Source organism: Janthinobacterium sp. BJB301, from assembly GCF_002735685.1.
Lineage (GTDB): Bacteria > Pseudomonadota > Gammaproteobacteria > Burkholderiales > Burkholderiaceae_D > Janthinobacterium > Janthinobacterium lividum.
Map to the genome: position 1 here is coordinate 368,158 of NZ_PDZJ01000004.1, position 19,867 is coordinate 388,024.

Here is a 19,867-nt window from a genome sequence, read left to right on the forward strand (position 1 = left end):
AACTATGTACAAAATCGTTTTCATGCGTCACGGCGAGTCCACCTGGAACCTCGATAACCGCTTCACCGGCTGGACCGACGTCGATCTGACGGAAAAGGGCGTCAACGAAGCCAAGGCCGCCGGCCAGATCCTCAAGCAGGAAGGTTTTACGTTCGACGTGGCCTACACTTCCGTCCTGAAGCGCGCCATCCGCACCCTGTGGCTGGCGCTCGACGAGATGGACATGATGTATTTGCCGATCAAGAACGACTGGCGCTTGAACGAGCGCCACTATGGCGCCCTGCAAGGCCTGGACAAGGGCGAGACGGCCGCCAAGTATGGCGACGAGCAAGTATTGGTATGGCGCCGCAGCTACGACACGCCGCCGCCGCCGCTGGCGGAAGACGACGACCGCGCCTCGTTCAACGATCCGCGCTACGCCGGCTTGCCGAAAGCGTCGATTCCGCTGACCGAATGCCTGAAAGACACCGTGGCGCGCGTGATGCCGGCCTGGGATGAAGAAATCGCCCCGGCCATCCGCGCCGGCAAGAAAATCATCATTTCGGCCCATGGCAACAGCTTGCGCGCGCTGATCAAGATGCTCGATGGCATCAGCGACAGCGACATCGTCGGCCTGAACATCCCGAACGGCCAGCCGCTCGTGTATGAACTGGACGCCGACCTGAAACCGATTCGTCATTACTACCTGGGCGACCCGGCAGCGATTGCGGCAGCGCAAGCGGCCGTGGCGAACCAAGGGAAGGCCAAGTAACTTGTCGTCTTTCTTCCGCGGCACAGCCATCGCCCCCTCTGCTGAACGACCTCTGCCGGCGTGGCGCGCCGGTGCCATGCTGTGCCTGGCGCTGCTGCTTTCCAGCGGTGCCGCGCAGGGCGCCAAGCCCACCGAACGCAGCAAGCAGAAGGCGGCCGCGGAAGCACAACGTGCTGGATTGCAACAAAAGCTGACGGCGCTCAAGCGCGACATCAGCCGCACGGAAAGCGCCAAGGATGATGCGGCCGATACCCTGGCCGAGTCGGAAGAAGCCATTTCCAACGCCAACCGCGCCTTGCGCGACCTGGCGCAGGAGCAAAGCGAGACGGGTGTGAAACTCAATGCGCTGGGGCAAGAGCATCAGCAATTGACGGCCACCGTCGAGAAACAAAAGACGCAGCTGTCCAAGTTGCTGCGTGAACAATATGTCGCCGGCAACGAAGATCGCATCAAGCTGCTCTTGTCGGGCGACAACCCCAACCGCATCAACCGCGACTTGCAATTGATGGCGTACGTGTCGCAGGCGCAGGCGCGCCTGCTGGAAGCCTTGCGCGCCAACTTGATGGCCGTGGAGAAAAACCAGGCGGACGTGCAGAACGCCAAGGATGAGCTGGAAGAAATCGCGCAGGAAGAGCGCGACCAGAAAGCCTTGCTGGTGCAGGAGAAGGCGCGCCGCGCCGCCTTGCTGACGAGCTTGTCTCAGCGCCTGGTGGCGCAGCGCAAGGAAGTGGGCAATGTCGAGCGCGACGAACAGCGCATGGGCAACTTGGTCGACAAGCTGGCAAAACTGATCGAAGAGCAGGCCGCCGCTGCCGCAGCGGAAAAGAAACGCCAGCAATTGCTGGCCGAGCAACGGGCCGCCGCCAAGGCAGCCGCTGACGCCAAGATCGCGGCGGAGAAACGCGAACGCTTGCTGGCCGCGCGCGCCAAGGCCGCGCAGGCGCAGGCTGAACGCGAACGAATTGCGAAAGAGCAACAAAACAAGTCGGGCAAGATCAAGCCGCAAACGCCGCCACCGCCGCCCGTGAAACTGGAACCAATCGACGACGACGAACCGCCGCAAGTGGCCAAGGTGACGCCGAAACCCGAACCGAAGCCGGAACCGGAGCCGGAACGCCCAAGCCTGGGCCCGGCTGCGCCAGCCGGCGCCTTTGCCAGCTTGAAAGGGCAGCTGCGTGCCCCCGTGGCGGGCAAGATCGCGGCCCGTTTCGGCAGCAAGCGCGGTGACGGCCCCAGCTGGAAGGGCGTGTTCATCCGCACGGGCGAAGGCAGCGAGATCCACGCCATCGCCGGCGGCCGTGTCGTGTTTTCCGACTGGCTGCGCGGTTTCGGCAATTTGATCATCGTCGACCATGGCGGCCAGTACATGAGTATTTATGGCAATAACCAATCGCTGCTGAAACGTGTGGGCGACGCCGTCAAGGGCGGCGACGCCATTGCCAGCGCGGGCAACAGCGGCGGCAACGAGGAATCAGGGCTATACTTTGAATTGCGTCATCAGGGCCGCGCCTTCGATCCAGCCACCTGGGTGAAGTTTTAAGTTCCCACCATTGCTGCGGCAGCGAATTTGTAGATTGCGAAGAATACATGGGTATCAAAGTCAAAAGTATCGGCCTGATCGGTCTGGGCGTTCTGGCCGGCATCGGCATGTCGCTGCAGTTCCCGGCCGTGGCGCAGAAAATCACGAATGCCCCGCTGCCCCTCGACGAGTTGCGCCAGCTGTCCGACGTCTTCGGCCTGATCAAGACCGATTACGTCGAGAAGGTGGAAGACAAGAAACTCTTGACGGAAGCCATTTCCGGCATGGTGTCGTCGCTGGACCCGCATTCTGTCTACCTGGATAAAAATGCCTTCAAGGAAATGCGCGAAAGCGTGCAGGGCAAGTTTGTCGGCATCGGCATCGAAGTGAGCATGGAAGACGGCTACGTGAAGGTCGTTTCGCCCATCGAGGACAGCCCTGCCGCCAAGGCCGGCATCCTGGCGGGCGACCTGATCACCCGCCTCGACAATATCCCGCTGAAAGGCTTGCAGCTGGAAGAAGTCATCAAGAAGATGCGCGGCCAGCCTGGCAGCAAGCTGGTGCTGACGATGTCGCGCAAGGGCGAGAGCAAGCCGCTGGTGTTTCCCATCGTGCGCGAGGAAATCCGCGTGCAAAGCGTGAAGGCCAAGATGGTCGCGCCCGGCTATGCCTGGCTGCGCATCGCCCAATTCCAGGAACCGACCGTTGATGACATGGTCAAAAAGATCAACGCGCTGTATGCGCAAGACCCCAAGCTCAAGGGCCTGGTGCTGGACTTGCGCAACGATCCCGGTGGCGTCGTGCCGGGCGCCATCGGCGTGGCAACAGCATTCCTTCCGGGCAACTCCGTGATTGTGTCCACCAAGGGCCAGTTGCCCGAGTCGAAACAGGTGTTCTATGGCCGCCGCGAATTCTATGCGCCGCCGGGCGCCAAGGCCGACCCGCTGGCCAAGCTGCCGGCCGCGCTGAAAACCGTGCCGCTGGTGGTGCTGGTCAATGCCGGCTCCGCTTCCGCGTCGGAAATCGTCGCCGGCGCCTTGCAGGATTACCAGCGCGCCACCGTCATCGGCACGCAGACGTTCGGCAAGGGTTCCGTGCAAACCTTGCGCCAGATCACGGCCGACACGGCCGTCAAGCTGACGACGGCCCGCTATTACACGCCGAAAGGACGGGCCATCCAGGCGCGCGGCATCGTGCCCGACTTGCTGGTCGATGAAACGGCCGAAGGCGATGGCTGGAACAGCCTGCGCATCCGCGAGGCGGACCTGGAAAAACACTTGAGCAGCAACGATGGCAAGCCGGAAGCGGCCAAGCCGACGATGGAAGGCATGCAGGATCAGCTGGAAGAAGAGCAGCGCCTGATCGCCACGGCGAAAAAGCGCAAACCGCTGGAATACGGCGCCAAGGATGATTTCCAGCTGCAGCAAGCCTTGAACCACTTCCAGGGCTTGCCGGTGCAGCTGGCCAAGGTGGACCCGAAGGCGGAGAAGATCGGCGCCAAGCCGGAAATCGCTTCCGACATCAAGGCCGATGACAAGAAGACTCCTGTACGGAAACCGTAGTCGCCGCCATGAACGACCATCAGCTGCTGCGCTACTCGCGCCACATCCTGTTAGACGAGATCGGCATCGAAGGCCAGCAAGCCTTGCTCGATGCGCATGTGCTGGTGATCGGCGCGGGCGGGCTCGGCTCGCCCGCGGCCATGTACCTGGCGGCCAGCGGCGTCGGCAAGCTGATCCTCGTCGATGACGACACGGTCGACCTGACCAATCTGCAGCGCCAGATCGCCCACACGACGGCCCGCGTGGGCCAGCCGAAAGTGCTGTCGGCGCGCGAAACCTTGACCGGCATCAATCCTGAGATCGACATCATCGCCTTGCAGGAACGCCTCGACGGTGCGCGCCTGGCCGAACTGGTCTTATCCAGTACGGTGGTGCTCGACTGCACCGATAACTTCGCCACGCGCCATGCCGTCAACCGCGCCTGCGTGGCGGCCAGGGTGCCGCTGGTGTCGGGCGCCGTGATCCGTTTCGACGGACAAGTGAGCGTGTTCGACCCGCGCACGGGCACGCAGCCATGTTATTCCTGCCTGTTTCCGCAGGAGCAGCAGTTCACGGACGAGGCATGCTCGACCATGGGCGTGTTCGCGCCGCTGGTGGGTGTGGTGGGCGCCATGCAGGCGGCCGAAGCGCTGAAACTGATCATGGGAGCGGGAGAGTCCTTGGCCGGACGCCTGCTGCTGCTCGACGGTTTGCACATGGAATGGAGCAGCATGCGCGTCGCGCGCGACCCCGGCTGCGCCGTTTGCGGCGAAGTGGTCTTGCCGGCCTGACAGCCCCCGCAGAAATTTTTCCCTATATGACAGGCTTTGTCATATTTCCGCTTTATACTCTGCACTCATTACTCACCTTCTTCTCTCTTTCTTATGCAAAACGCAGCAAACCGTTCGATACGCCAGCGCCGTGCGCGCGGCTTCACTTTGATCGAAATCATGGTCGTGGTGGTGATCATGGGTATCCTCGCGTCGCTGGTGGTGCCCAAGCTGATCGCCCGCACGGGTGAGTCGAAAGTGGCGGCGGCGAAGGTCGACATCGCCACCGTGATGCAAGCTTTGAAACTGTATCGCCTGGATAACCAGCGCTACCCGACCACCGAACAGGGCTTGCAGGCGCTGATCGAAAAACCGACCACGGGACCGGCCGCGAATGGCTGGAAAGCGGGCGGTTACCTGGAAAAGATGCCGAAGGATCCATGGGGCAACCCGTACCAGTTCCTGTCGCCGGGCGTGAAAGGCGAAGTCGACATCATTTCGCTGGGCGCCGACGGCCAGCCTGGCGGTAGCGGCGACGATGCCGATATCGGCTCCTGGGAACTGTAAGTTTTCCATTGCATGCCTGCCATGACCACCGGCCGTGCACTGCCCCGGCCCCGCGCCAGCGGCTTCACGCTGATCGAGCTGCTGGTGGTGATGGTCATCATTGGCGTCACCCTGGGCCTGGTGTCGCTGAACGCCATGCCGAATGGCCAGCAAGCGCTGCAGAAGGAAGCCGAGCGCATCGCGCTGCTGCTGCAACTGGCGCGCGATGAAGCCATCGTGCGCAGCCGGCAGGTGGCGTTCGAGGCTGACGAAAATCAATACCGTTTCCTGGTTCTCAATGAAAAGTTGTGGCAACCCGTGACGCAGGACGATTTGCTGCGCGAGCGGGCGTTTGCCAACACGCCCATGCTGCTCAGCGTGCAGCCATCGAACAGCGTGGCCCAGCCTTTGCGCATCATCTTCGGCCGCGAACCGGTCGACAAGCCTTTCGTGCTGACCCTGGCCAGCGGCGAACGCAGCGTGGCCATCCGCGCCGACGGCATCGGCCACTTCACGGTCGAGCAATGATGCGGCTCCCACGTCATGGCCGCCAGCGCGGCTTCACTTTGCTGGAAGTGCTGGTCGCCCTCGTCATCGTCGGCACGGCCCTGGGCGCCTCGCTGCGCGCCGTCGGCAGCCTGACGCAGAACAGCGATGGCTTGCGCAGCGCCATGATGGCCACCTGGTCGGCGGAAAACCACCTGGTGCGCTTGCGCCTGGCGAAGACGTTCCCGCAGACGGGCAAGCGCACGGTCGACTGCCCGCAGGGCGACCTGAAACTGATCTGTGAAGAAGAAGTGGTGGCCACGCCGAATCCCCGCATCCGGCAAGTGCGCGTCAACGTGTATGACGCGCAATATCCGGCCCGGCGCATCGTGCGCCTGGTGTTACTTTCCTTTAACGACTGATGGCGCGCCGCACTGTTCCTGCTGGCGGTTTCACCCTGATCGAGCTGCTCGTGGCGATCGGCATCCTGGCCATGGTCGCCGTGCTGGGCTGGCGCGGCCTGGACAGCATCATGCGCTCGCGCGAAGTGCTGACCAGCCAGCTGGAGCAGGCGCGCGGCATGCAGCTGGCGTTTGCCCAGATGCAGAGCGATTGCGACCACCTGGCCGGCGCCGGCTTGAGCACGAGTTTGCTCAATGGCCGCATCAACCTGTCGGCGGAAAATGACCGCCTGACCCTCGTGCGCCTGGCCGCGTCGGAACAGGAACCGCAACAGTTGCAAGTGGTCACTTACCGCCTGCGCGGCGGCGTGCTGACGCGGCGCGAGTCGAACGGCACGCGCGACTTGGCCGTACTCGACACCTTGTGGCAGGCCGCGCGCGACGATACGGATACCTCCAGCGCCGACGTGGCCCTGATGCAGGGCGTCGACAGCATGGTCATGCGCGGCTGGAGCAATGGCGCCTGGAACGTGCTGACGGCGGGCGCCACCATCTCCAAGCAGGTGCCGGGCCTGGAAGTGACCTTGCAGATGCCGGGGCAGGACGCGGGCCTGTCCAAAGTCTTTTTACTGGGGCCGGGATGAAGCCGTTTACGCGCCCCTCGCGCCAGCGCGGCGTAGCCGTCATCACGGCCTTGCTGCTGACGGCGCTGGCGATTACCATCGTTGCCAGCCTGTTCTGGCAGCAGCAGGTGCAAGTGCGTTCGATGGAAAACCAGCGTTTGCGCCTGCAGACGCAGTGGGCCATGCGTGGCATGGTCGACTTTGCCCGCTTCTGGCTGCGCCAGGACAATCCCATGCTGACGGCCGCCGACGGCGTGTGGGCCACGCCCATCGAGGAAGCGCGGCTCGACGATTATGTGGACCGTGAAAAGGTCGACACGGAAAAATTCGACGCCACCGTCTCGGGCCGCGCGCTCGATGCGCAGGCGCGCTTCAATATCACCAACCTGGTCGATGCCACGGGCAGCATCAATCCGAAACAGGTGCTGGCCTACCAGCGCCTGTTGGCCAACATGAAGCTCGACAGCGGCCTGGCGCAAGCGACGGCCGACGCCGTGCTGCGCGCGCGGCCGAAACCACGCACTGCCGACAGCGGCGCCGATGGCAAGACGCCCGTTGCCACGCCTGCCACGGGCGGCAGCAGCGAGCCGGTGGCCTTCACCCAGGTCGAGGATTTGCTGGCCGTGCCCGGCTATACGCCGCAGATGGTCGAGCAGCTGCGCGATGTCGTCATCATCTTGCCGGAGATCACCGGAGTCAACGTGAATACGGCGCCGGCCGAGGTGTTGGCGGCCGTGACGATGATGTCGCTGTCCGAGGCCAGTGCCCTGACCTTGAGCAATCCGCGCAAAAAGTTTGTCGATAAAGCAAATTTCCAGAATAATATTAATGCTGAACTGATTGAAGGCGTGGAACTCGATGTGAAGAGCCGCTATTTCCTCACCGTCATCCGCGTGCGGCTGGACCGTGCCGCCCTGGATGCCGTGGCGCTCATCAATCGAAAAACGGATCCGCAGCGCACCACCAGCCTGGTCTGGTTGCGGGAAAATTAACAGCTGAAAGCGAGTCACTTTGACAATATTGTATATCCGTCACCCGGCCAAGGCGTCCACCGACAGCGCGCCTGCCTGCTCCTTCGTGCTGGCCGGCGACGGCGGCGCCCTGCTGCAGCAAGGCAGCGCGCCGCTGGGCAGCCTGGGCCAGCTGATTGCCGGCGCAAAGCAGGTGGTGCTGCTGCTGGCCGCGGCCGACGTGACCCTGCTGCGCCTGAAAACGCCGCCGCTGGCCGGCGCCCGCTTGCGCGCGGCCTTGCCCGGCCTGGTGGAAGAACACATCCTTGGCGACACCCAGGATTGCCTGCTGGCCGCTGGCGCGCCCGACGCCGCCGGCATGCGCACGGTGGCCGTGGCGCAGCGCGCCTGGGCCGAGGTACTGGTGAAGGCCTTGCTGGCGCAGGGCGCGCGCAAGGTGGCGCTGCTGCCGTCGCAGCTGTGCCTGCCCTTGCAGCCGGGCAGCGTGACGGCCGCCCTGCAGGCAAGCGGCGACGGCCTGGAACTGGCCTTGCGCCAGGCGCCGCAGGAGGGCCTGGGCCTGGTATTACCAGCCCAGCCGCAGCAGGCGTTGCTGACGACGCGCGCGTTTGCCGGCGACGTGCCCCTGACGGTCTATGTGGCGCAGGCCGAGCTGGCGCAGTATCAGCAGCTCGCTGCCGGCATGGATGGCGTGACGGTGGAGCTTGACCATTGGGCGCACTGGATCGCCGGCGCCAAAAATGCGGGACTGGACCTGGCCGCCGCCCTGGGCACGGCGACGGGATCGGCCACCGAATGGCGCCGCTGGCGCTGGCCGCTGCGCCTGGCGCTGCTGGCCGTGATCGTCAACCTGGCCGGCATGAATATCGAATGGATGCGGCTGAAGCGCGAGGCCGCCACCGTGCGCACCTCGATGCAGCAAACCTTCAAGGCTGCGTATCCGAACGAAGCGCCCGTGTATGGCCTGGAAGCGGAGCAGATGCGGCGCAATATCGCTGCTGCCCGCCTGCAGGGCGGGCAAGCCAGCATGGATGACTTCACCAGCATGAGCGCGGCGCTGGGCGAAGCGCTGGGCGGCCTGGCCGGACGCGGCGTGGTGGCGTCGCTGGAATACCGCGAGCGCAGCCTGATCGTCAGGCTGAAGCCGGACATGGTCGACGCCAGCGCCCAGGCGCAGGTGCGCGACGGCCTGGCCGCGCGCAAGCTGGCCTTGAATGAAACGGCGCCGGGCGTGTGGAAGATCACGCCGGCCACGGGAGCAAAAACATGAGTGCAGCAGTCAACAAGGCGCGCGCCGCGTGGGCGGGGCAGCAGCAGGCCGTGCAGGCCTTCTGGGCCGAGCGCACGCAGCAGGAGCGCAAGCTCTTGAGCATCGGCGGCGTGGTGGCGGGGCTGGCCCTCGTCTACGCCGTCTTCTTCGAGCCGGCCTGGACGGGCCGCATCGCCTTGCAAAAGAGCTTGCCCGAGCTGCGCCAGAACGCGGCCCAGCTGCAGGCGCTGGCGCGCGAAGCGGGAGACCTGGCGCGCCAGGCGCCCGTGCAGGTGGCACCCATGAGCCGTGACAGCATTGACGCCTCGCTGAAAGCGCGCGGCCTGGCGCCGCAATCGCTGTCGCTGACGGGAGAGTACGCGCGCGTGCAGCTGAATGGCGTGCCATTTGCCAGCGTCATGCTGTGGCTGGACGGTTTGCGCCGCGAAGGCCGCGTGGCGGTGCAGGAAGCAAAAATTACGGCGCAGGGCAAGGCGGGACTGGTCGATGCCAGCCTGACCCTGCACCAGAGCCCGGGCGCGGCGCGATGATGCGCTTGCTTGCCTGGCTGCTGGCCATCATCGTCAGCGTCTGCGTCACCCTGCTGGTGTTTTTCCCGTCCGGCTGGGTGGCCAGTATCGTGGAAAAGCAGACGGGCGGACGTTTGACCTTGGGCGATGCGCAAGGTACCCTGTGGCGCGGCTCGGCCTTTATCGGCGGGGCGGCCAGCGCGAATGGCGCCGTGACGCCGCTGCTGCCGGGGCGCTTCAGCTGGCGCATTTCGCCATCCGTGCTGTGGGGATCGGTGGATGTGGAATTGCAGAATGCGCAGGCGCTGTCGCAGGCGGTGAACCTGCGCGGTTCATGGTCGCACTGGCAGGTCAGCCCGGCGGCCCTGCTGCTGCCGGCCGATGGCCTGGGCGGCCTGGGGGCACCTTTGAATACCGTGGCGCCGACGGGCAGCATGCGCCTGTCGTGGAGCACCCTGCAGCTGGCACTGGAAAAACAGCAGTTTTCCGCCGTCGGCCGCACGACCTTGCAAATGACGGACATGGCGTCGCGCCTGTCGTCCTTGCGTCCGCTGGGCAGTTATGAGCTTGATTTCGATTGGCAGGGGCAGCAGGCGGCATTGACCTTGCGCTCCATCAGGGGACCGCTGCTGCTCGACGGCAGCGGCAGCCTGCAACAGGGGCGCATGCAGTTTTCCGGCCAGGCCCAGGCCGCAGCAGGATATGAAGAGACCTTGGCGAGTTTGTTGAATTTGCTGGGACAGCGCCGTAGCAATAGCGAAAAAAACATCATCGCCTTAGAGTTCAGACAATGAAAAAACCATCCGTGAGCCCAAATAAATCCACCTTCTCGCTGCGCCGCCTCTCGGCCGCCGCCTTGCTGTGCTGTTCCGTGGCCGGCATGCCGGCGCCCGTCTGGGCCGCGCCCGGCGACGAAGCGGCGCTCAATTTTGTCGGCGCCGACATCGAGTCCGTGATCAAGGCGGTGGGCCATTACACCAACATCAATTTCGTCATCGACCCGCGCGTCAAGGGCACGATCACGCTGGTGTCGGAAAAATCGATCAGCAAGACGCAGGCCTTCGCCCTGCTGGCATCGGCCTTGCGCCTGCAAGGCTATGCGGTGGTCTCCGGCGACGGCTATGCGAAAGTGGTGCCGGAAGCGGACGCCAAGCTGCAATCCGTGCCGACCCAGGTGGGCAACGGCGCCAGCCAGGTGAAGGGCGACCAGATCGCCACCCAGGTGTTTTACCTGAACTACGAATCGTCGGCCAACCTGCTGGCCGTGCTGCGCCCTTTGATTTCGCCGAACAACACGATCAACGCCAACCCGGGCAACAACTCGCTGGTGATCACCGATTACGCGGATAACCTCAAGCGCCTGGCGAAGATCATCGCCGCGCTTGACGTGCCCGCCTCGACGGACCTGGACGTGATCCCCGTGCGCTATGCCATCGCGTCCGACCTGGCCTCGATGGTGAACAAACTGATGGAAGGCGGGAATGCGGGCGGCGCTGCAGGGGCCGATGCGGGCAAGGTCTCCGTGCTGGCCGATCCGCGCACCAATTCGCTGGTGCTGCGCGCACCGTCGGCGGCGCGCGCCAACCTGGCCAAGTCGCTGATCTCGAAGCTGGACCAGCCCACCACGCAGCTGGGCAACGTGCACGTGGTGTACCTCAAAAATGCGGACGCCACCAAGCTGGCGCAAACCCTGCGCTCGGTCGTGACGTCGGACGGCACGGCCGCCTCGGCGCAGCAGCCGACCAGCAACAGCCTGAATACGAATAACCAGACTAACCAGGGCAGCGGCATGAACAGCACTGGCCTGGGCGGCAATACGCAAAGCGGCACCTCGGGCGGCGCTTCGCTGAGCAACGGGCCGCAGCAGCTGTCGTCGGGCGGCGCGGCTGGCTTCATCCAGGCCGACGCTTCCACCAACACCCTGATCCTGACCTGCAACGAGGCTGTCTACCGCAACCTGCGCGCCGTGATCGACCAGCTCGACGTGCGCCGCGCCCAGGTCTACATCGAGGCGCTGATCGTCGAAGTGACGTCGGCCAAGGCCTCCGAATTCGGCGTGCAGTGGCTGGGGCTTTCCGGCGACAGCAACAGCAGCTACCGCGTGGGCGCGCTGCAGTCGTTCGCCGGCGGCACCGACAACAATATCGCCAAGCTGGCGCTGGGCGGCGGCAAGGTGCTGCCGACGGGCGGCCTGACCCTGGGCATCTTCAAGCAGATCAACGGCGCGCTGGGCCTGGGCGCCGTGGCGCATGCGCTGGAATCGGACGGCAACGCGAATATCCTGTCGACGCCGAACCTGATCACCCTGGACAACGAGCTGGCCACCATCAAGGTGGGCCAGAACGTGCCTATCCTGACGGGCCAGTACACGAGCACGGCCGGCACGAATACGAATCCGTTCCAGACCATCGACCGCAAGGAAGTGGGTCTGACCCTGAAGGTGCGTCCGCAGATTTCCGAAGGCGGCACCATCAAGCTGGGCATCTATCACGAAACGTCGAGCGTGGACAAATCCACGTCGACGGCCGTCAGCGGCATCACCATCAACAACCGCGTGATCGAAAACAATGTGCTGGCCGACGATGGCCAGATCATCGTGCTCGGCGGCCTGATCGAGGACAGCACGGGCGACAATGCGGAAAAAGTGCGCGGCCTGGGCGACATTCCCCTGATCGGCAACCTGTTCAAGTACCAGACGCGCGAGCGCAAGAAAACCAATCTGATGATCTTCCTGCGCCCTGTCATCGTGCGCAACAAGGAGCAGAGCGGCAGCCTGGCGGCCGACCGCTACGACTACATGCGTTCGGCCGAGACGGCCGCCGTGCCGGCGTCGGGCAATTTGATGCTGAAAGACCTGGGCACGCCTGTGCTGCCGGCCTTGCAGGATGGCCAGCCGGTGGGCGGCAACATGGTGACGCGTCCCGTGCCGCCAGCGCCGACACCGCCGCCAGGCGCGCCGGCCAACGCGGCCACGCCGCCGCAGTCGCTGCTGCAGCAATACCAGCAGCAGCCGCAGAAGTGATGGGACAGCCATGAGTAATCTGCTTCCCTACGCCTACGCGCGCGATTTCGGCTTGCTGGCCCGGCCCGGTGCCGTCGACGGCGCACCCGTCGACGTGCTGGTGGCCGCATCGACGGCGCCGGCGGCGATTGCCGAAGTATCGCGCCGTTTCGGCCAGATCCAGCTGACGGTGCTGCCGCGCGCCGAACTCGATGCGGCCATTGCCGGCGCCTACGCGGGCGGCGGCGGCGATGCGTCGCAGATGGCCGATGAATTCGACGCCGACCTGGATTTGACCAAGCTGCTGCAGGACGTGCCGGCCATCGAGGATTTGCTCGAATCGTCCGACGACGCGCCCGTCATCCGCATGATCAACGCGCTGCTCACGCAGGCGCTGCGCGAAGGCGCGTCCGATATCCACATCGAGCCGTTCGAGCAGACCTCCGTCGTGCGCTTCCGCATCGACGGCAGCCTGCGCGACGTGGTGCGCCCCCGTAAGGCCATCCACGGTTCGCTGATCTCGCGCATCAAGATCATGGCGCAGCTCGACATCGCGGAAAAGCGTTTGCCGCAGGATGGCCGCATCACCCTGCGCGTGGGCGGAAAACCCGTCGACGTGCGCGTCTCGACCCTGCCTACCGGGCATGGCGAACGGGCCGTGCTGCGTTTGCTGGACAAGGAGGCGGGGCGCCTCGACCTGCAGCACCTGGGCATGAGCGCGCCCATGCTGGGGCAGTTCGACGGCCTGATCACGCAGCCGCACGGCATCGTGCTGGTCACGGGCCCCACCGGCTCGGGCAAGACGACGACTTTGTACGCGGCGCTGTCGATGCTCAACGCCACCACGACGAACATCCTGACGGTGGAAGACCCGATCGAGTACGACCTGGCCGGCGTAGGCCAGACGCAAGTCAATCCGCGCATCGACATGACCTTTGCCAAGGCGCTGCGGGCGATCCTGCGGCAGGACCCGGACGTGATCATGATCGGCGAGATCCGCGACCTGGAAACGGCGCAGATCGCCGTGCAAGCGTCGCTGACGGGCCACCTGGTGCTGGCGACCCTGCACACGAACGACGCTTCGGCGGCCGTCACGCGTTTGCTCGACATGGGCATCGAACCGTTCCTGCTGTCGTCGTCGTTACTCGGCGTGCTGGCGCAGCGCCTGGTGCGCAAATTGTGCGGCTCCTGCAAGACCTTCGACGGGCAATACTGGCAGGCCGTCGGCTGCGAGCATTGCGGCCAGACGGGCTACCAGGGCCGCGTGGGCGTGTACGAGCTGTTGCGCACGACGGAACAGATCCGCGCGCAGATCCACAACCGCGCGTCGGAAGCGGAAGTGCGCACGGTGGCCCTGCAGGACGGCATGACGAGCATGCGCGACGACGGCGAACGCTGGCTGCGCGACGGCACCACCACGCAGGCTGAATTGCTGCGCGTGACCAAAGACTAGGCCCGCCACCATGCCCGCATTCCGCTATGAAGCCGTCGACGCCCAGGGCGCCACCCGCAAGGGCGTGCTCAATGCCGACAGTCCCCGTTCCGCGCGCGCCGAGCTGCGCGTGCAAGGCCTGGTGCCGCTGGCCGTCGAACCGATCGCCGCGCAGGTCGATGCCGCCGGCGTCACCAAACGGCGCGGCTTCGGCGAGCGCCTGTCCAGCACCGAGCTGGCCCTGTTTACGCGTCAGCTGGCCAGTTTGCTGGAAGCGGGCCTGCCGCTGGAGCAGGCGTTTTCCGCCCTGCTGGAACAGGCCGAGCGTCCGTATTTGCGCGACCTGATCGCCTCGATCCGCTCGGAAGTGATCGGCGGCGCCGCGTTTTCCGACGTGCTGGCGCGCCATCCGCGCGATTTCGCGGAGATCTATCGGGCGCTGGTCGCGTCGGGCGAGCAGATCGGCCACCTGTCGCGCGTGCTGTCGCGCCTGGCCGACTACATCGAGCGGCGCAACGCGCTGGTGCAGAAGGTCAAGCTGGCCTTTACGTATCCGGCCATCGTCACGGTGGTGGCGTTTTCCATCGTGATCTTCCTGCTCACCTATGTGGTGCCGCAGATCGTTTCCGTGTTCGCCAATACCAAGCAAAAGCTGCCCATGCTCACCGTGATCATGCTGGCGCTGTCGGACTTCGTGCGCAACTATGGCCTCGTCGTGGCCGTGATCCTGGCCGGCGCCTGGTTCGCCTGGCGCCGCGCCCTGCAGCAGCCGGCCCTGAAACGGCGCTGGCATACCTGGCTGCTGACGGCGCCCCTGTACGGCAAATTCGAGCGCAGCCTGAACACGGCGCGCTTTGCCAGCACCCTGGCCATCACCACGGGTTCCGGCGTGCCGATCCTGCGCGCGCTCGACACCAGCCGCGACACGCTCACCAACGTGGCGATGCAGGAACTGGTGCAGGAAGCCAGCGGCGCCGTGCGCGAGGGCGTGAGCCTGGCGCGCGCGCTGTCGGCACAAAAGCATTTTCCGCCGATGCTGATCCACATGATACGCGCCGGTGAAATCACGGGCGAGCTGCCGGCCATGCTGGAACGCGCCGCCAGCGCGCAGGAACAGGACCTGGAACGCCGCACCCTGACGATTGCCGGCCTGCTGGAGCCGGCCCTGATCCTGGCGATGGGCGTGGTGGTGCTGCTGATCGTGCTGGCCGTGCTGATGCCGATTATCGAAATCAATCAGCTCGTAAGATAAGAATCCAAGGAAGCCATGAAGCGTTTGCCTCAAGTTACAAGTTTGCTCGCCGTCGTGGCGCTGTCCGTATCGCTGGCCTATTGGGCCATGCAGCTGTTCAAGGCGCCGCAACGTCCCATCAACCCGCCCGCCGTGCCGGTGGTGCAGGATGCCAGCGTGGAGGCGGGCGCTTCGCTGTTTGGCGGCCAGGTCAGCGTGGCCACGGCCAGCAATTACCAGCTCAAGGGCGTGGTCGCCGCCGGCAATGGCCGCGGCAGCGTGGCCATCATCTCGACCGATGGCAAGCCTTCCGTGGCCCTGCCGGAGGGCGCCGAGGTGGTGCCCGGCGTGACGGTGCTGGAAGTGCATGCGCGCCACGTGCTGCTGCGCGATGGCGGCGTGAGCAAGCGCATCGACCTGGTGGCCGATGACAAGGCGCTGGCCTTGCCGGGGCAAGTGTCCGCCACCCCAACGCCGGCCGCGGCCCCTGCGCCGGTCTCGAACCTGGTGCCGCCGCCGCTGCCGATGGAGCAGCAGCGGCCGGCGACCATGATGCCGGCGCCGCAAGTGAGCAGCGTGCCGCCGCCGAATTAACGCTGTTCTTATCGTATTTTGCCGATGGCGCCATGCCGCCATCGCTACAGGAGTCTTCATGTTCTCGATCCGTGCCGTCCTGGCGGGCTGCGTGGCGGCGCTATGCGCCTTGCCGGCGGCTGCCGCAGCCGACGTCCCCGCCGCCGCCACTACCTCTACCCCCGCTGCTACCCTGGCCGTGCCCGCGACCGTGGCGGCGCGCCCGCGCATCGCCCTGGTGCTGTCGGGCGGCGGCGCGCGCGGCCTGGCGCATATCGGCGTATTGAAAGTGCTGCAGGAGCTGCATGTGCCGATCGACATGGTGGTCGGCACCAGCATGGGCGGCGTGGTGGGTGGCGCGTATGCGGCCGGTGCTTCCGTGGCGGACCTGGAAAAGATGGCGCGCGAGACCAACTGGGCGCGCGTGGTGGCTGACCGGCCGCCGCGCGACGAACTGGCGTTCCGCCGCCGCGAGGAAGATTTGTTGCTGCCGTCGCGCATCGAGTTTGGCACCAGCCGTAACGGCATTTCCACGCCGCCGGCGGCGGCCAGCAATGCGGCGCTGGAAATGGCCTTGAACCGCCTGCTGCCGGCCGGCATGCGCGACCGCCCCGCCAGCCAGCTGCCGCTGCCTTTCCGTTCGGTGGCGTCGGACCTGGTCAATGGCGAGCTGGTGGAGCTGGTCGATACGCCCCTGTTCCTGTCGATGCGCGCCTCGCTGGCCGTGCCGGGGGTGTTTGCCCCCGTGCGCGTGAACAACCGGCTGGTGGTCGATGGGGGCCTGGTGCGCAACCTGCCCGTCGACATGGCGCGCGCCATGGGCGCCGACATCATCATCGCCGTCAACGTGGGCACGCCGCTGGCGCCGGAAAAGGAACTGGGCAGCGCCATCGGCGTGGCGCAGCAGATGCTGCAGATTCTCACGGAGCAGAACGTGCAGCGTTCGCTCAAGGAGCTGCGGCCGCAGGATATCCTGGTGGCGCCCGATTTGACGGGCGTCAGCTTCCTCGACTTTGAAAACTATGCGCGCGCCATGCGCGCCGGCGAGCAGGCGGCGCAGGCCTTGGCCGCCCGCCTCGCGCCGCTGGCCCTGCCGCCGGAACAGTATGCGGCGCGCGAGCAGCTGCGCCTGGCCGCGCCGGCCCTGCTGGACGTAGCCCTGCCGCTCACGCGCCTGGCCGTGGAGAGCGAAGGCGATATCAATCCGCGCATCCTGCAGGCGCAATCCGGGCTGGAGGAAGGGCAGTCCGTCAGCCAGGAGGATGTGCTCAAGGCGGCGGCCAGGCTGTATGGCCGCGGCGACGTGGCGCGCGTGGAGACGGAAGTGGTCGACGCGGGCGACCAGCGCACGGTCAATATCAAGGCGGTCGAAGCGCCATGGGCCAGCAACCGCCTGCGCGTGGGCCTGGAAATGGCCAGCGATTTCAGGGACAGCAATACCTTTGCCCTGAAGCTGCTGCACGTGCGCTCGAATTTGAACAGCTGGGGCGGCGAATTGCGCAGCATGGTGCAGATCGGCACCACGCGCAACTTCGGCGTGCAGTACTGGCAGCCGCTCGGCGCCGGCAACCCGTGGTACATCGCGCCATCGATTCAGTACAGTTCGCAGGCAGTCGACCTGTTCGACAAGGGACGGCGCAGCGCGCGCGTCGCCTACAGCGGCCAGGGTGCCAGCCTGGTGCTGGGACGCCAGTTCGGTTTCTGGGGCGACCTGCAGTTCGGCATCACGCGCAGCGAGGTGAAGGCCGGTCTCAGCATCCCCGCCGACCCGGCCTTCCCCGAGGAGCGGGCGCTGGGCACCAACCAGTTCGTCCAGTTCCGCGTCGATACGCTCGATTCGCCCGGTTTTCCCACGCGCGGCGTGCTGCTCGACGCCACCTGGACCCGCTCTGCGACCACCGGTACGGGCGAGTCGGGCCTGGGACGCTCCGCCATCACGGGCCTGAAGGCCTTTGGCCGCGGCAACTGGGCCGGCCACGTGTATGGCGAATGGGCGCGCGCGCAGCGCGGCGAGGCGCCGCTCAGCCTTGGCGGCTTCCTGCGCCTGTCCGGCACCCAGTTCGAATCGGTGACGGGGCGCAGCGTGGCCCTGGCGCGCTTCGTGATGGCGCGCCGCATCGGCTCCCTGCCCAGCACCCTGGGCGGTGCCGTGCGGGCCGGCTTTTCGCTGGAAATGGGCGGCGGCTTCGATCAGAGCGAGCGCTGGAAATCCACCAAATTCACGCAGGCCAGCAGCGCCTTCATCTCCGTCGATACGCGCTTCGGTCCCGTGTACGTGGCCTCGGGCGCATCGAAGGGCGGCGAGAGCACGCTCTATCTGTTCCTGGGACCGGTCTGGTAGGGCGCCGCGGGGGCGGCGGACGCCGTGCTGCGGCGCAGGGCCGTGAAGGCGGCAAATTCCCATGAGCGAAAGCCCAGCAGCAGGGTAAAGCCGTCGCGCTCGGCAGGCGCAAGGCGCCGGTCGTTCTGGTGCAGGCGCGCCAGTTCCTCGGCCAGCTGGCGGATCTTTTGCACCAGCTCCTGCGCGCTCGACAGCGACAGGCGCGCCGGGATGCACATCAGGGTTTCGCCGGCGCCGTCAAAATGCCCGCTGAAATAATCGGCCACCACGTGTTCGCGGAAGTACTGCTGCACCGGGCCGTCGGCCAGCCAGTGGAAGGCGTTCGAGACGCGCAGGCTGTAGCGGTTCAGCGGCTTGAGTTCGATCAAGCCCAGCCGGTCCAGCTCGGCCAGGCAGCCGATGCATTCGGCCTGCGTCAGCGCATACGTTTCCACCACCTGCTCCAGGCTCCAGTGGCCGAGGCAGCAGATCGCCACCAGCAGCAAGCGCGGATGCGCCACCAGCGACTTTTCCTGCACCAGCGTGAGCGTGTCGGCATGCGGCGTGATGTCGGCCGCGCCGCGCAGCACGTCCTCCATGGCGATGCCCGAAGCCTTGCAGATCAGGGCCAGGCGCGACAGCGACATGTCGTGCTGGCCAAACATGCGCTTGACGCTTGATTCGCTCATGCCGATGCGTTCGGCCAGTACCTTGTACGTGATGCCGGCGGCGCGCAGTTGGGTGCGCAGTACGCGCAAAACCAGTTCAGGTGAACTCACGATAGTTCCTTTATGCAATTTTGGTGGCGGATGACGGTACCGAATGTAGCCGTTAACGGCACTTTGCACAAGGTGATAGTACTTTTCGGCAAAAGCGATGACACTCCCGCTTGTGGCTCGCGCAGCGCGCTACAACCAGGCAATCCATCCACTTGTAGAGGTTATCCATGTTCCCATCTTTCCGTTTCCCCGCAGCGCTGCTGGCGCTGGCCACCATCGCCCCCCTGCATGCCGTCGCAGCTGAACCGGCACCGGGTCCGTTCTACGCGGGCGCCAGCTATGGCTTTCGCGCCAGTAGCGGCCTCGATTGCATCGCCGGACAAAGCGATTGCGACAAAAGCAGCAAGCGCAATGGCAAGGCCTACCTGGGTTACAGTTTCGACGCGCTGCCGTTTCAGGGCGGCGTGGCCCTGCCTTCGATTGAGCTGGTGGGGTACATGGGCGGCGAGGTCAAGTCCGGCTTCGACACGGACGCGGGCAACCGCGCTGGCCGCGGCAAGTTCACGGGCCTCGGCATGCAGGGCGTGCTCGGTTACCAGTTTGACGCGTTTACATTGAGTGGCCGCGCCGGTGCGGCATACACGCAGGGCAAGGTCGATTATCTGGGCGGCGGTTCGGACAAGAAGAGCAAGATCGGCCTGACCTACGGCATCGGCGCGGCGTATGCGCTGAACAAGAATTGGTCGCTGCACCTCGACTGGGACCGCGTGCCCGTCAAGTACAACAGCAAGCAAACGACCAAGGTCGACATGTTTTCGCTGGGCGCGTCCTACCGTTTCTAAGGGGGACGTTCAGCAGACGATGGCCTGATGGCGGACGCCCCCAGAACGGGGTGTCCGCGGGCGGCCTGAAATGTTCATGGCGGCGTTGCACGGCCTCGCCGTATTGCTCATACTGTCTTCGTCCATGCGCCTTGCCATGGACATTTCCAGATCAGTCTTTGACGTCAACCTTCTGCAGCAATTTCGCCAGCAGGCGTTTTTCCTGCTGGCGCTGGCCTGACACGGTTTTCACGTGCGCTCCGGCGGCGCGCTGCAGGGCGGCAGTGGCGACCGGGTTGCGCGGTTTTTGCGAGGGTTCGACGCGGAACTGCATTTTCTGCCGCGTCGCCAATGCCTTGTTTGCCATCGGTTTCCCCCTTCTT

Annotated in this window: 20 protein-coding genes; 18 read left to right on the plus strand and 2 right to left on the minus strand. The window is 65.4% G+C overall.

Translation table 11 applies throughout. The features are described 5' to 3' along the window. The first annotated feature begins 4 nt into the window (after positions 1–4). The 17 genes from gpmA to CSQ91_RS23765 all read left to right on the plus strand — a co-directional run bounded on the left by gpmA (position 5) and on the right by CSQ91_RS23765 (position 17,965). Positions 5–751, plus strand: a complete 747-nt coding sequence (gpmA, locus tag CSQ91_RS23685; RefSeq protein WP_034753030.1) for a 2,3-diphosphoglycerate-dependent phosphoglycerate mutase — start codon at positions 5–7, stop codon at positions 749–751. Positions 752–827: 76 nt separating this feature from the next. Further along, entirely contained in the window at positions 828–2,291 is a 1,464-nt protein-coding gene (locus CSQ91_RS23690) for a murein hydrolase activator EnvC family protein (RefSeq protein WP_099389804.1), read from the plus strand. Positions 2,292–2,338: 47 nt separating this feature from the next. Next, a complete protein-coding gene (locus CSQ91_RS23695; protein ID WP_034783575.1) occupies positions 2,339–3,832 on the plus strand; it encodes a S41 family peptidase in 1,494 nt (497 codons plus the stop codon). An 8-nt stretch (positions 3,833–3,840) separates the two neighbouring features. Next, positions 3,841–4,602: a HesA/MoeB/ThiF family protein gene (locus CSQ91_RS23700; RefSeq protein WP_099389805.1), complete on the plus strand. Its 762-nt coding sequence runs from the start codon at positions 3,841–3,843 to the stop codon at positions 4,600–4,602. Positions 4,603–4,695: 93 nt separating this feature from the next. Then, entirely contained in the window at positions 4,696–5,148 is a 453-nt protein-coding gene (gene gspG / locus CSQ91_RS23705) for a type II secretion system major pseudopilin GspG (RefSeq protein WP_034783572.1), read from the plus strand. Between the two features lie 12 nt (positions 5,149–5,160). Beyond that, complete coding sequence (locus CSQ91_RS23710; RefSeq protein WP_046681998.1) at positions 5,161–5,655, plus strand: GspH/FimT family pseudopilin; 495 nt, start codon at positions 5,161–5,163, stop codon at positions 5,653–5,655. Next, positions 5,652–6,035 carry a type II secretion system minor pseudopilin GspI gene (gene gspI / locus CSQ91_RS23715; RefSeq protein ID WP_034783570.1) on the plus strand — a complete coding sequence of 128 codons (384 nt, stop codon included), beginning with the start codon at positions 5,652–5,654 and terminating at the stop codon, positions 6,033–6,035. Before CSQ91_RS23710 ends, gspI begins: the two co-directional genes overlap by 4 nt. Continuing rightward, on the plus strand, positions 6,035–6,658 hold the full coding sequence (locus CSQ91_RS23720; protein ID WP_034783569.1) for a PulJ/GspJ family protein: 624 nt from the start codon (positions 6,035–6,037) through the stop codon (positions 6,656–6,658). The genes gspI and CSQ91_RS23720 overlap by 1 nt, the downstream gene beginning before the upstream one ends. Then, positions 6,655–7,629, plus strand: a complete 975-nt coding sequence (gene gspK / locus CSQ91_RS23725) for a type II secretion system minor pseudopilin GspK (protein WP_099389806.1) — start codon at positions 6,655–6,657, stop codon at positions 7,627–7,629. Before CSQ91_RS23720 ends, gspK begins: the two co-directional genes overlap by 4 nt. A 19-nt stretch (positions 7,630–7,648) precedes the next feature. Next, positions 7,649–8,878 carry a type II secretion system protein GspL gene (gspL, locus tag CSQ91_RS23730; RefSeq protein WP_257217456.1) on the plus strand — a complete coding sequence of 410 codons (1,230 nt, stop codon included), beginning with the start codon at positions 7,649–7,651 and terminating at the stop codon, positions 8,876–8,878. Next, positions 8,875–9,408, plus strand: a complete 534-nt coding sequence (gene gspM / locus CSQ91_RS23735) for a type II secretion system protein GspM (protein ID WP_034783565.1) — start codon at positions 8,875–8,877, stop codon at positions 9,406–9,408. Before gspL ends, gspM begins: the two co-directional genes overlap by 4 nt. Continuing rightward, positions 9,405–10,181 carry a type II secretion system protein N gene (locus CSQ91_RS23740; RefSeq protein WP_099389808.1) on the plus strand — a complete coding sequence of 259 codons (777 nt, stop codon included), beginning with the start codon at positions 9,405–9,407 and terminating at the stop codon, positions 10,179–10,181. The genes gspM and CSQ91_RS23740 overlap by 4 nt, the downstream gene beginning before the upstream one ends. Continuing rightward, positions 10,178–12,409, plus strand: a complete 2,232-nt coding sequence (gene gspD, locus CSQ91_RS23745; protein ID WP_099389809.1) for a type II secretion system secretin GspD — start codon at positions 10,178–10,180, stop codon at positions 12,407–12,409. Before CSQ91_RS23740 ends, gspD begins: the two co-directional genes overlap by 4 nt. Before the next feature lie 10 nt (positions 12,410–12,419). Beyond that, positions 12,420–13,841 carry a type II secretion system ATPase GspE gene (gspE, locus tag CSQ91_RS23750; RefSeq protein ID WP_034783561.1) on the plus strand — a complete coding sequence of 474 codons (1,422 nt, stop codon included), beginning with the start codon at positions 12,420–12,422 and terminating at the stop codon, positions 13,839–13,841. A gap of 10 nt (positions 13,842–13,851) precedes the next feature. Beyond that, on the plus strand, positions 13,852–15,072 hold the full coding sequence (gene gspF, locus CSQ91_RS23755) for a type II secretion system inner membrane protein GspF (RefSeq protein ID WP_034783560.1): 1,221 nt from the start codon (positions 13,852–13,854) through the stop codon (positions 15,070–15,072). A 15-nt stretch (positions 15,073–15,087) separates the two neighbouring features. After that, the gene (locus CSQ91_RS23760; protein ID WP_052140217.1) at positions 15,088–15,645 is read left to right on the plus strand and encodes a type II secretion system protein N; all 558 of its coding nucleotides are present in this window, start codon (positions 15,088–15,090) and stop codon (positions 15,643–15,645) included. A gap of 58 nt (positions 15,646–15,703) precedes the next feature. Continuing rightward, positions 15,704–17,965: a patatin-like phospholipase family protein gene (locus CSQ91_RS23765; protein WP_099389810.1), complete on the plus strand. Its 2,262-nt coding sequence runs from the start codon at positions 15,704–15,706 to the stop codon at positions 17,963–17,965. Here the strand turns inward: CSQ91_RS23765 and CSQ91_RS23770 are convergent. After that, entirely contained in the window at positions 17,938–18,723 is a 786-nt protein-coding gene (locus CSQ91_RS23770) for a helix-turn-helix domain-containing protein (RefSeq protein WP_034783557.1), read from the minus strand. The genes CSQ91_RS23765 and CSQ91_RS23770 overlap by 28 nt on opposite strands. A 167-nt stretch (positions 18,724–18,890) precedes the next feature. Here CSQ91_RS23770 and CSQ91_RS23775 point away from each other — a divergent pair, with 167 nt between their 5' ends. Then, positions 18,891–19,505 (plus strand): outer membrane protein, encoded by a 615-nt coding sequence (locus CSQ91_RS23775; protein WP_099389811.1) that lies wholly within the window; start codon positions 18,891–18,893, stop codon positions 19,503–19,505. Positions 19,506–19,656: 151 nt separating this feature from the next. On the opposite strand, the gene CSQ91_RS23780 is transcribed toward CSQ91_RS23775, so the two are convergent. Continuing rightward, entirely contained in the window at positions 19,657–19,851 is a 195-nt protein-coding gene (locus tag CSQ91_RS23780; RefSeq protein WP_070258561.1) for a hypothetical protein, read from the minus strand. Positions 19,852–19,867 lie beyond the last annotated feature (16 nt).

What these genes read in the sequence shown, in the direction of transcription:
- gpmA (WP_034753030.1), top strand. Translation starts at nt 5, where the DNA reads ATGTACAAAATCGTTTTCATGCGTCACGGCGAGTCCACCTGGAACCTC.
- CSQ91_RS23690 (WP_099389804.1), top strand. Translation starts at nt 828, where the DNA reads ATGCTGTGCCTGGCGCTGCTGCTTTCCAGCGGTGCCGCGCAGGGCGCC.
- CSQ91_RS23695 (WP_034783575.1), top strand. Translation starts at nt 2,339, where the DNA reads ATGGGTATCAAAGTCAAAAGTATCGGCCTGATCGGTCTGGGCGTTCTG.
- CSQ91_RS23700 (WP_099389805.1), top strand. Translation starts at nt 3,841, where the DNA reads ATGAACGACCATCAGCTGCTGCGCTACTCGCGCCACATCCTGTTAGAC.
- gspG (WP_034783572.1), top strand. Translation starts at nt 4,696, where the DNA reads ATGCAAAACGCAGCAAACCGTTCGATACGCCAGCGCCGTGCGCGCGGC.
- CSQ91_RS23710 (WP_046681998.1), top strand. Translation starts at nt 5,161, where the DNA reads ATGCCTGCCATGACCACCGGCCGTGCACTGCCCCGGCCCCGCGCCAGC.
- gspI (WP_034783570.1), top strand. Translation starts at nt 5,652, where the DNA reads ATGATGCGGCTCCCACGTCATGGCCGCCAGCGCGGCTTCACTTTGCTG.
- CSQ91_RS23720 (WP_034783569.1), top strand. Translation starts at nt 6,035, where the DNA reads ATGGCGCGCCGCACTGTTCCTGCTGGCGGTTTCACCCTGATCGAGCTG.
- gspK (WP_099389806.1), top strand. Translation starts at nt 6,655, where the DNA reads ATGAAGCCGTTTACGCGCCCCTCGCGCCAGCGCGGCGTAGCCGTCATC.
- gspM (WP_034783565.1), top strand. Translation starts at nt 8,875, where the DNA reads ATGAGTGCAGCAGTCAACAAGGCGCGCGCCGCGTGGGCGGGGCAGCAG.
- CSQ91_RS23740 (WP_099389808.1), top strand. Translation starts at nt 9,405, where the DNA reads ATGATGCGCTTGCTTGCCTGGCTGCTGGCCATCATCGTCAGCGTCTGC.
- gspD (WP_099389809.1), top strand. Translation starts at nt 10,178, where the DNA reads ATGAAAAAACCATCCGTGAGCCCAAATAAATCCACCTTCTCGCTGCGC.
- gspE (WP_034783561.1), top strand. Translation starts at nt 12,420, where the DNA reads ATGAGTAATCTGCTTCCCTACGCCTACGCGCGCGATTTCGGCTTGCTG.
- gspF (WP_034783560.1), top strand. Translation starts at nt 13,852, where the DNA reads ATGCCCGCATTCCGCTATGAAGCCGTCGACGCCCAGGGCGCCACCCGC.
- CSQ91_RS23760 (WP_052140217.1), top strand. Translation starts at nt 15,088, where the DNA reads ATGAAGCGTTTGCCTCAAGTTACAAGTTTGCTCGCCGTCGTGGCGCTG.
- CSQ91_RS23765 (WP_099389810.1), top strand. Translation starts at nt 15,704, where the DNA reads ATGTTCTCGATCCGTGCCGTCCTGGCGGGCTGCGTGGCGGCGCTATGC.
- CSQ91_RS23775 (WP_099389811.1), top strand. Translation starts at nt 18,891, where the DNA reads ATGTTCCCATCTTTCCGTTTCCCCGCAGCGCTGCTGGCGCTGGCCACC.
- CSQ91_RS23780 (WP_070258561.1), bottom strand. Translation starts at nt 19,851, where the DNA reads ATGGCAAACAAGGCATTGGCGACGCGGCAGAAAATGCAGTTCCGCGTC.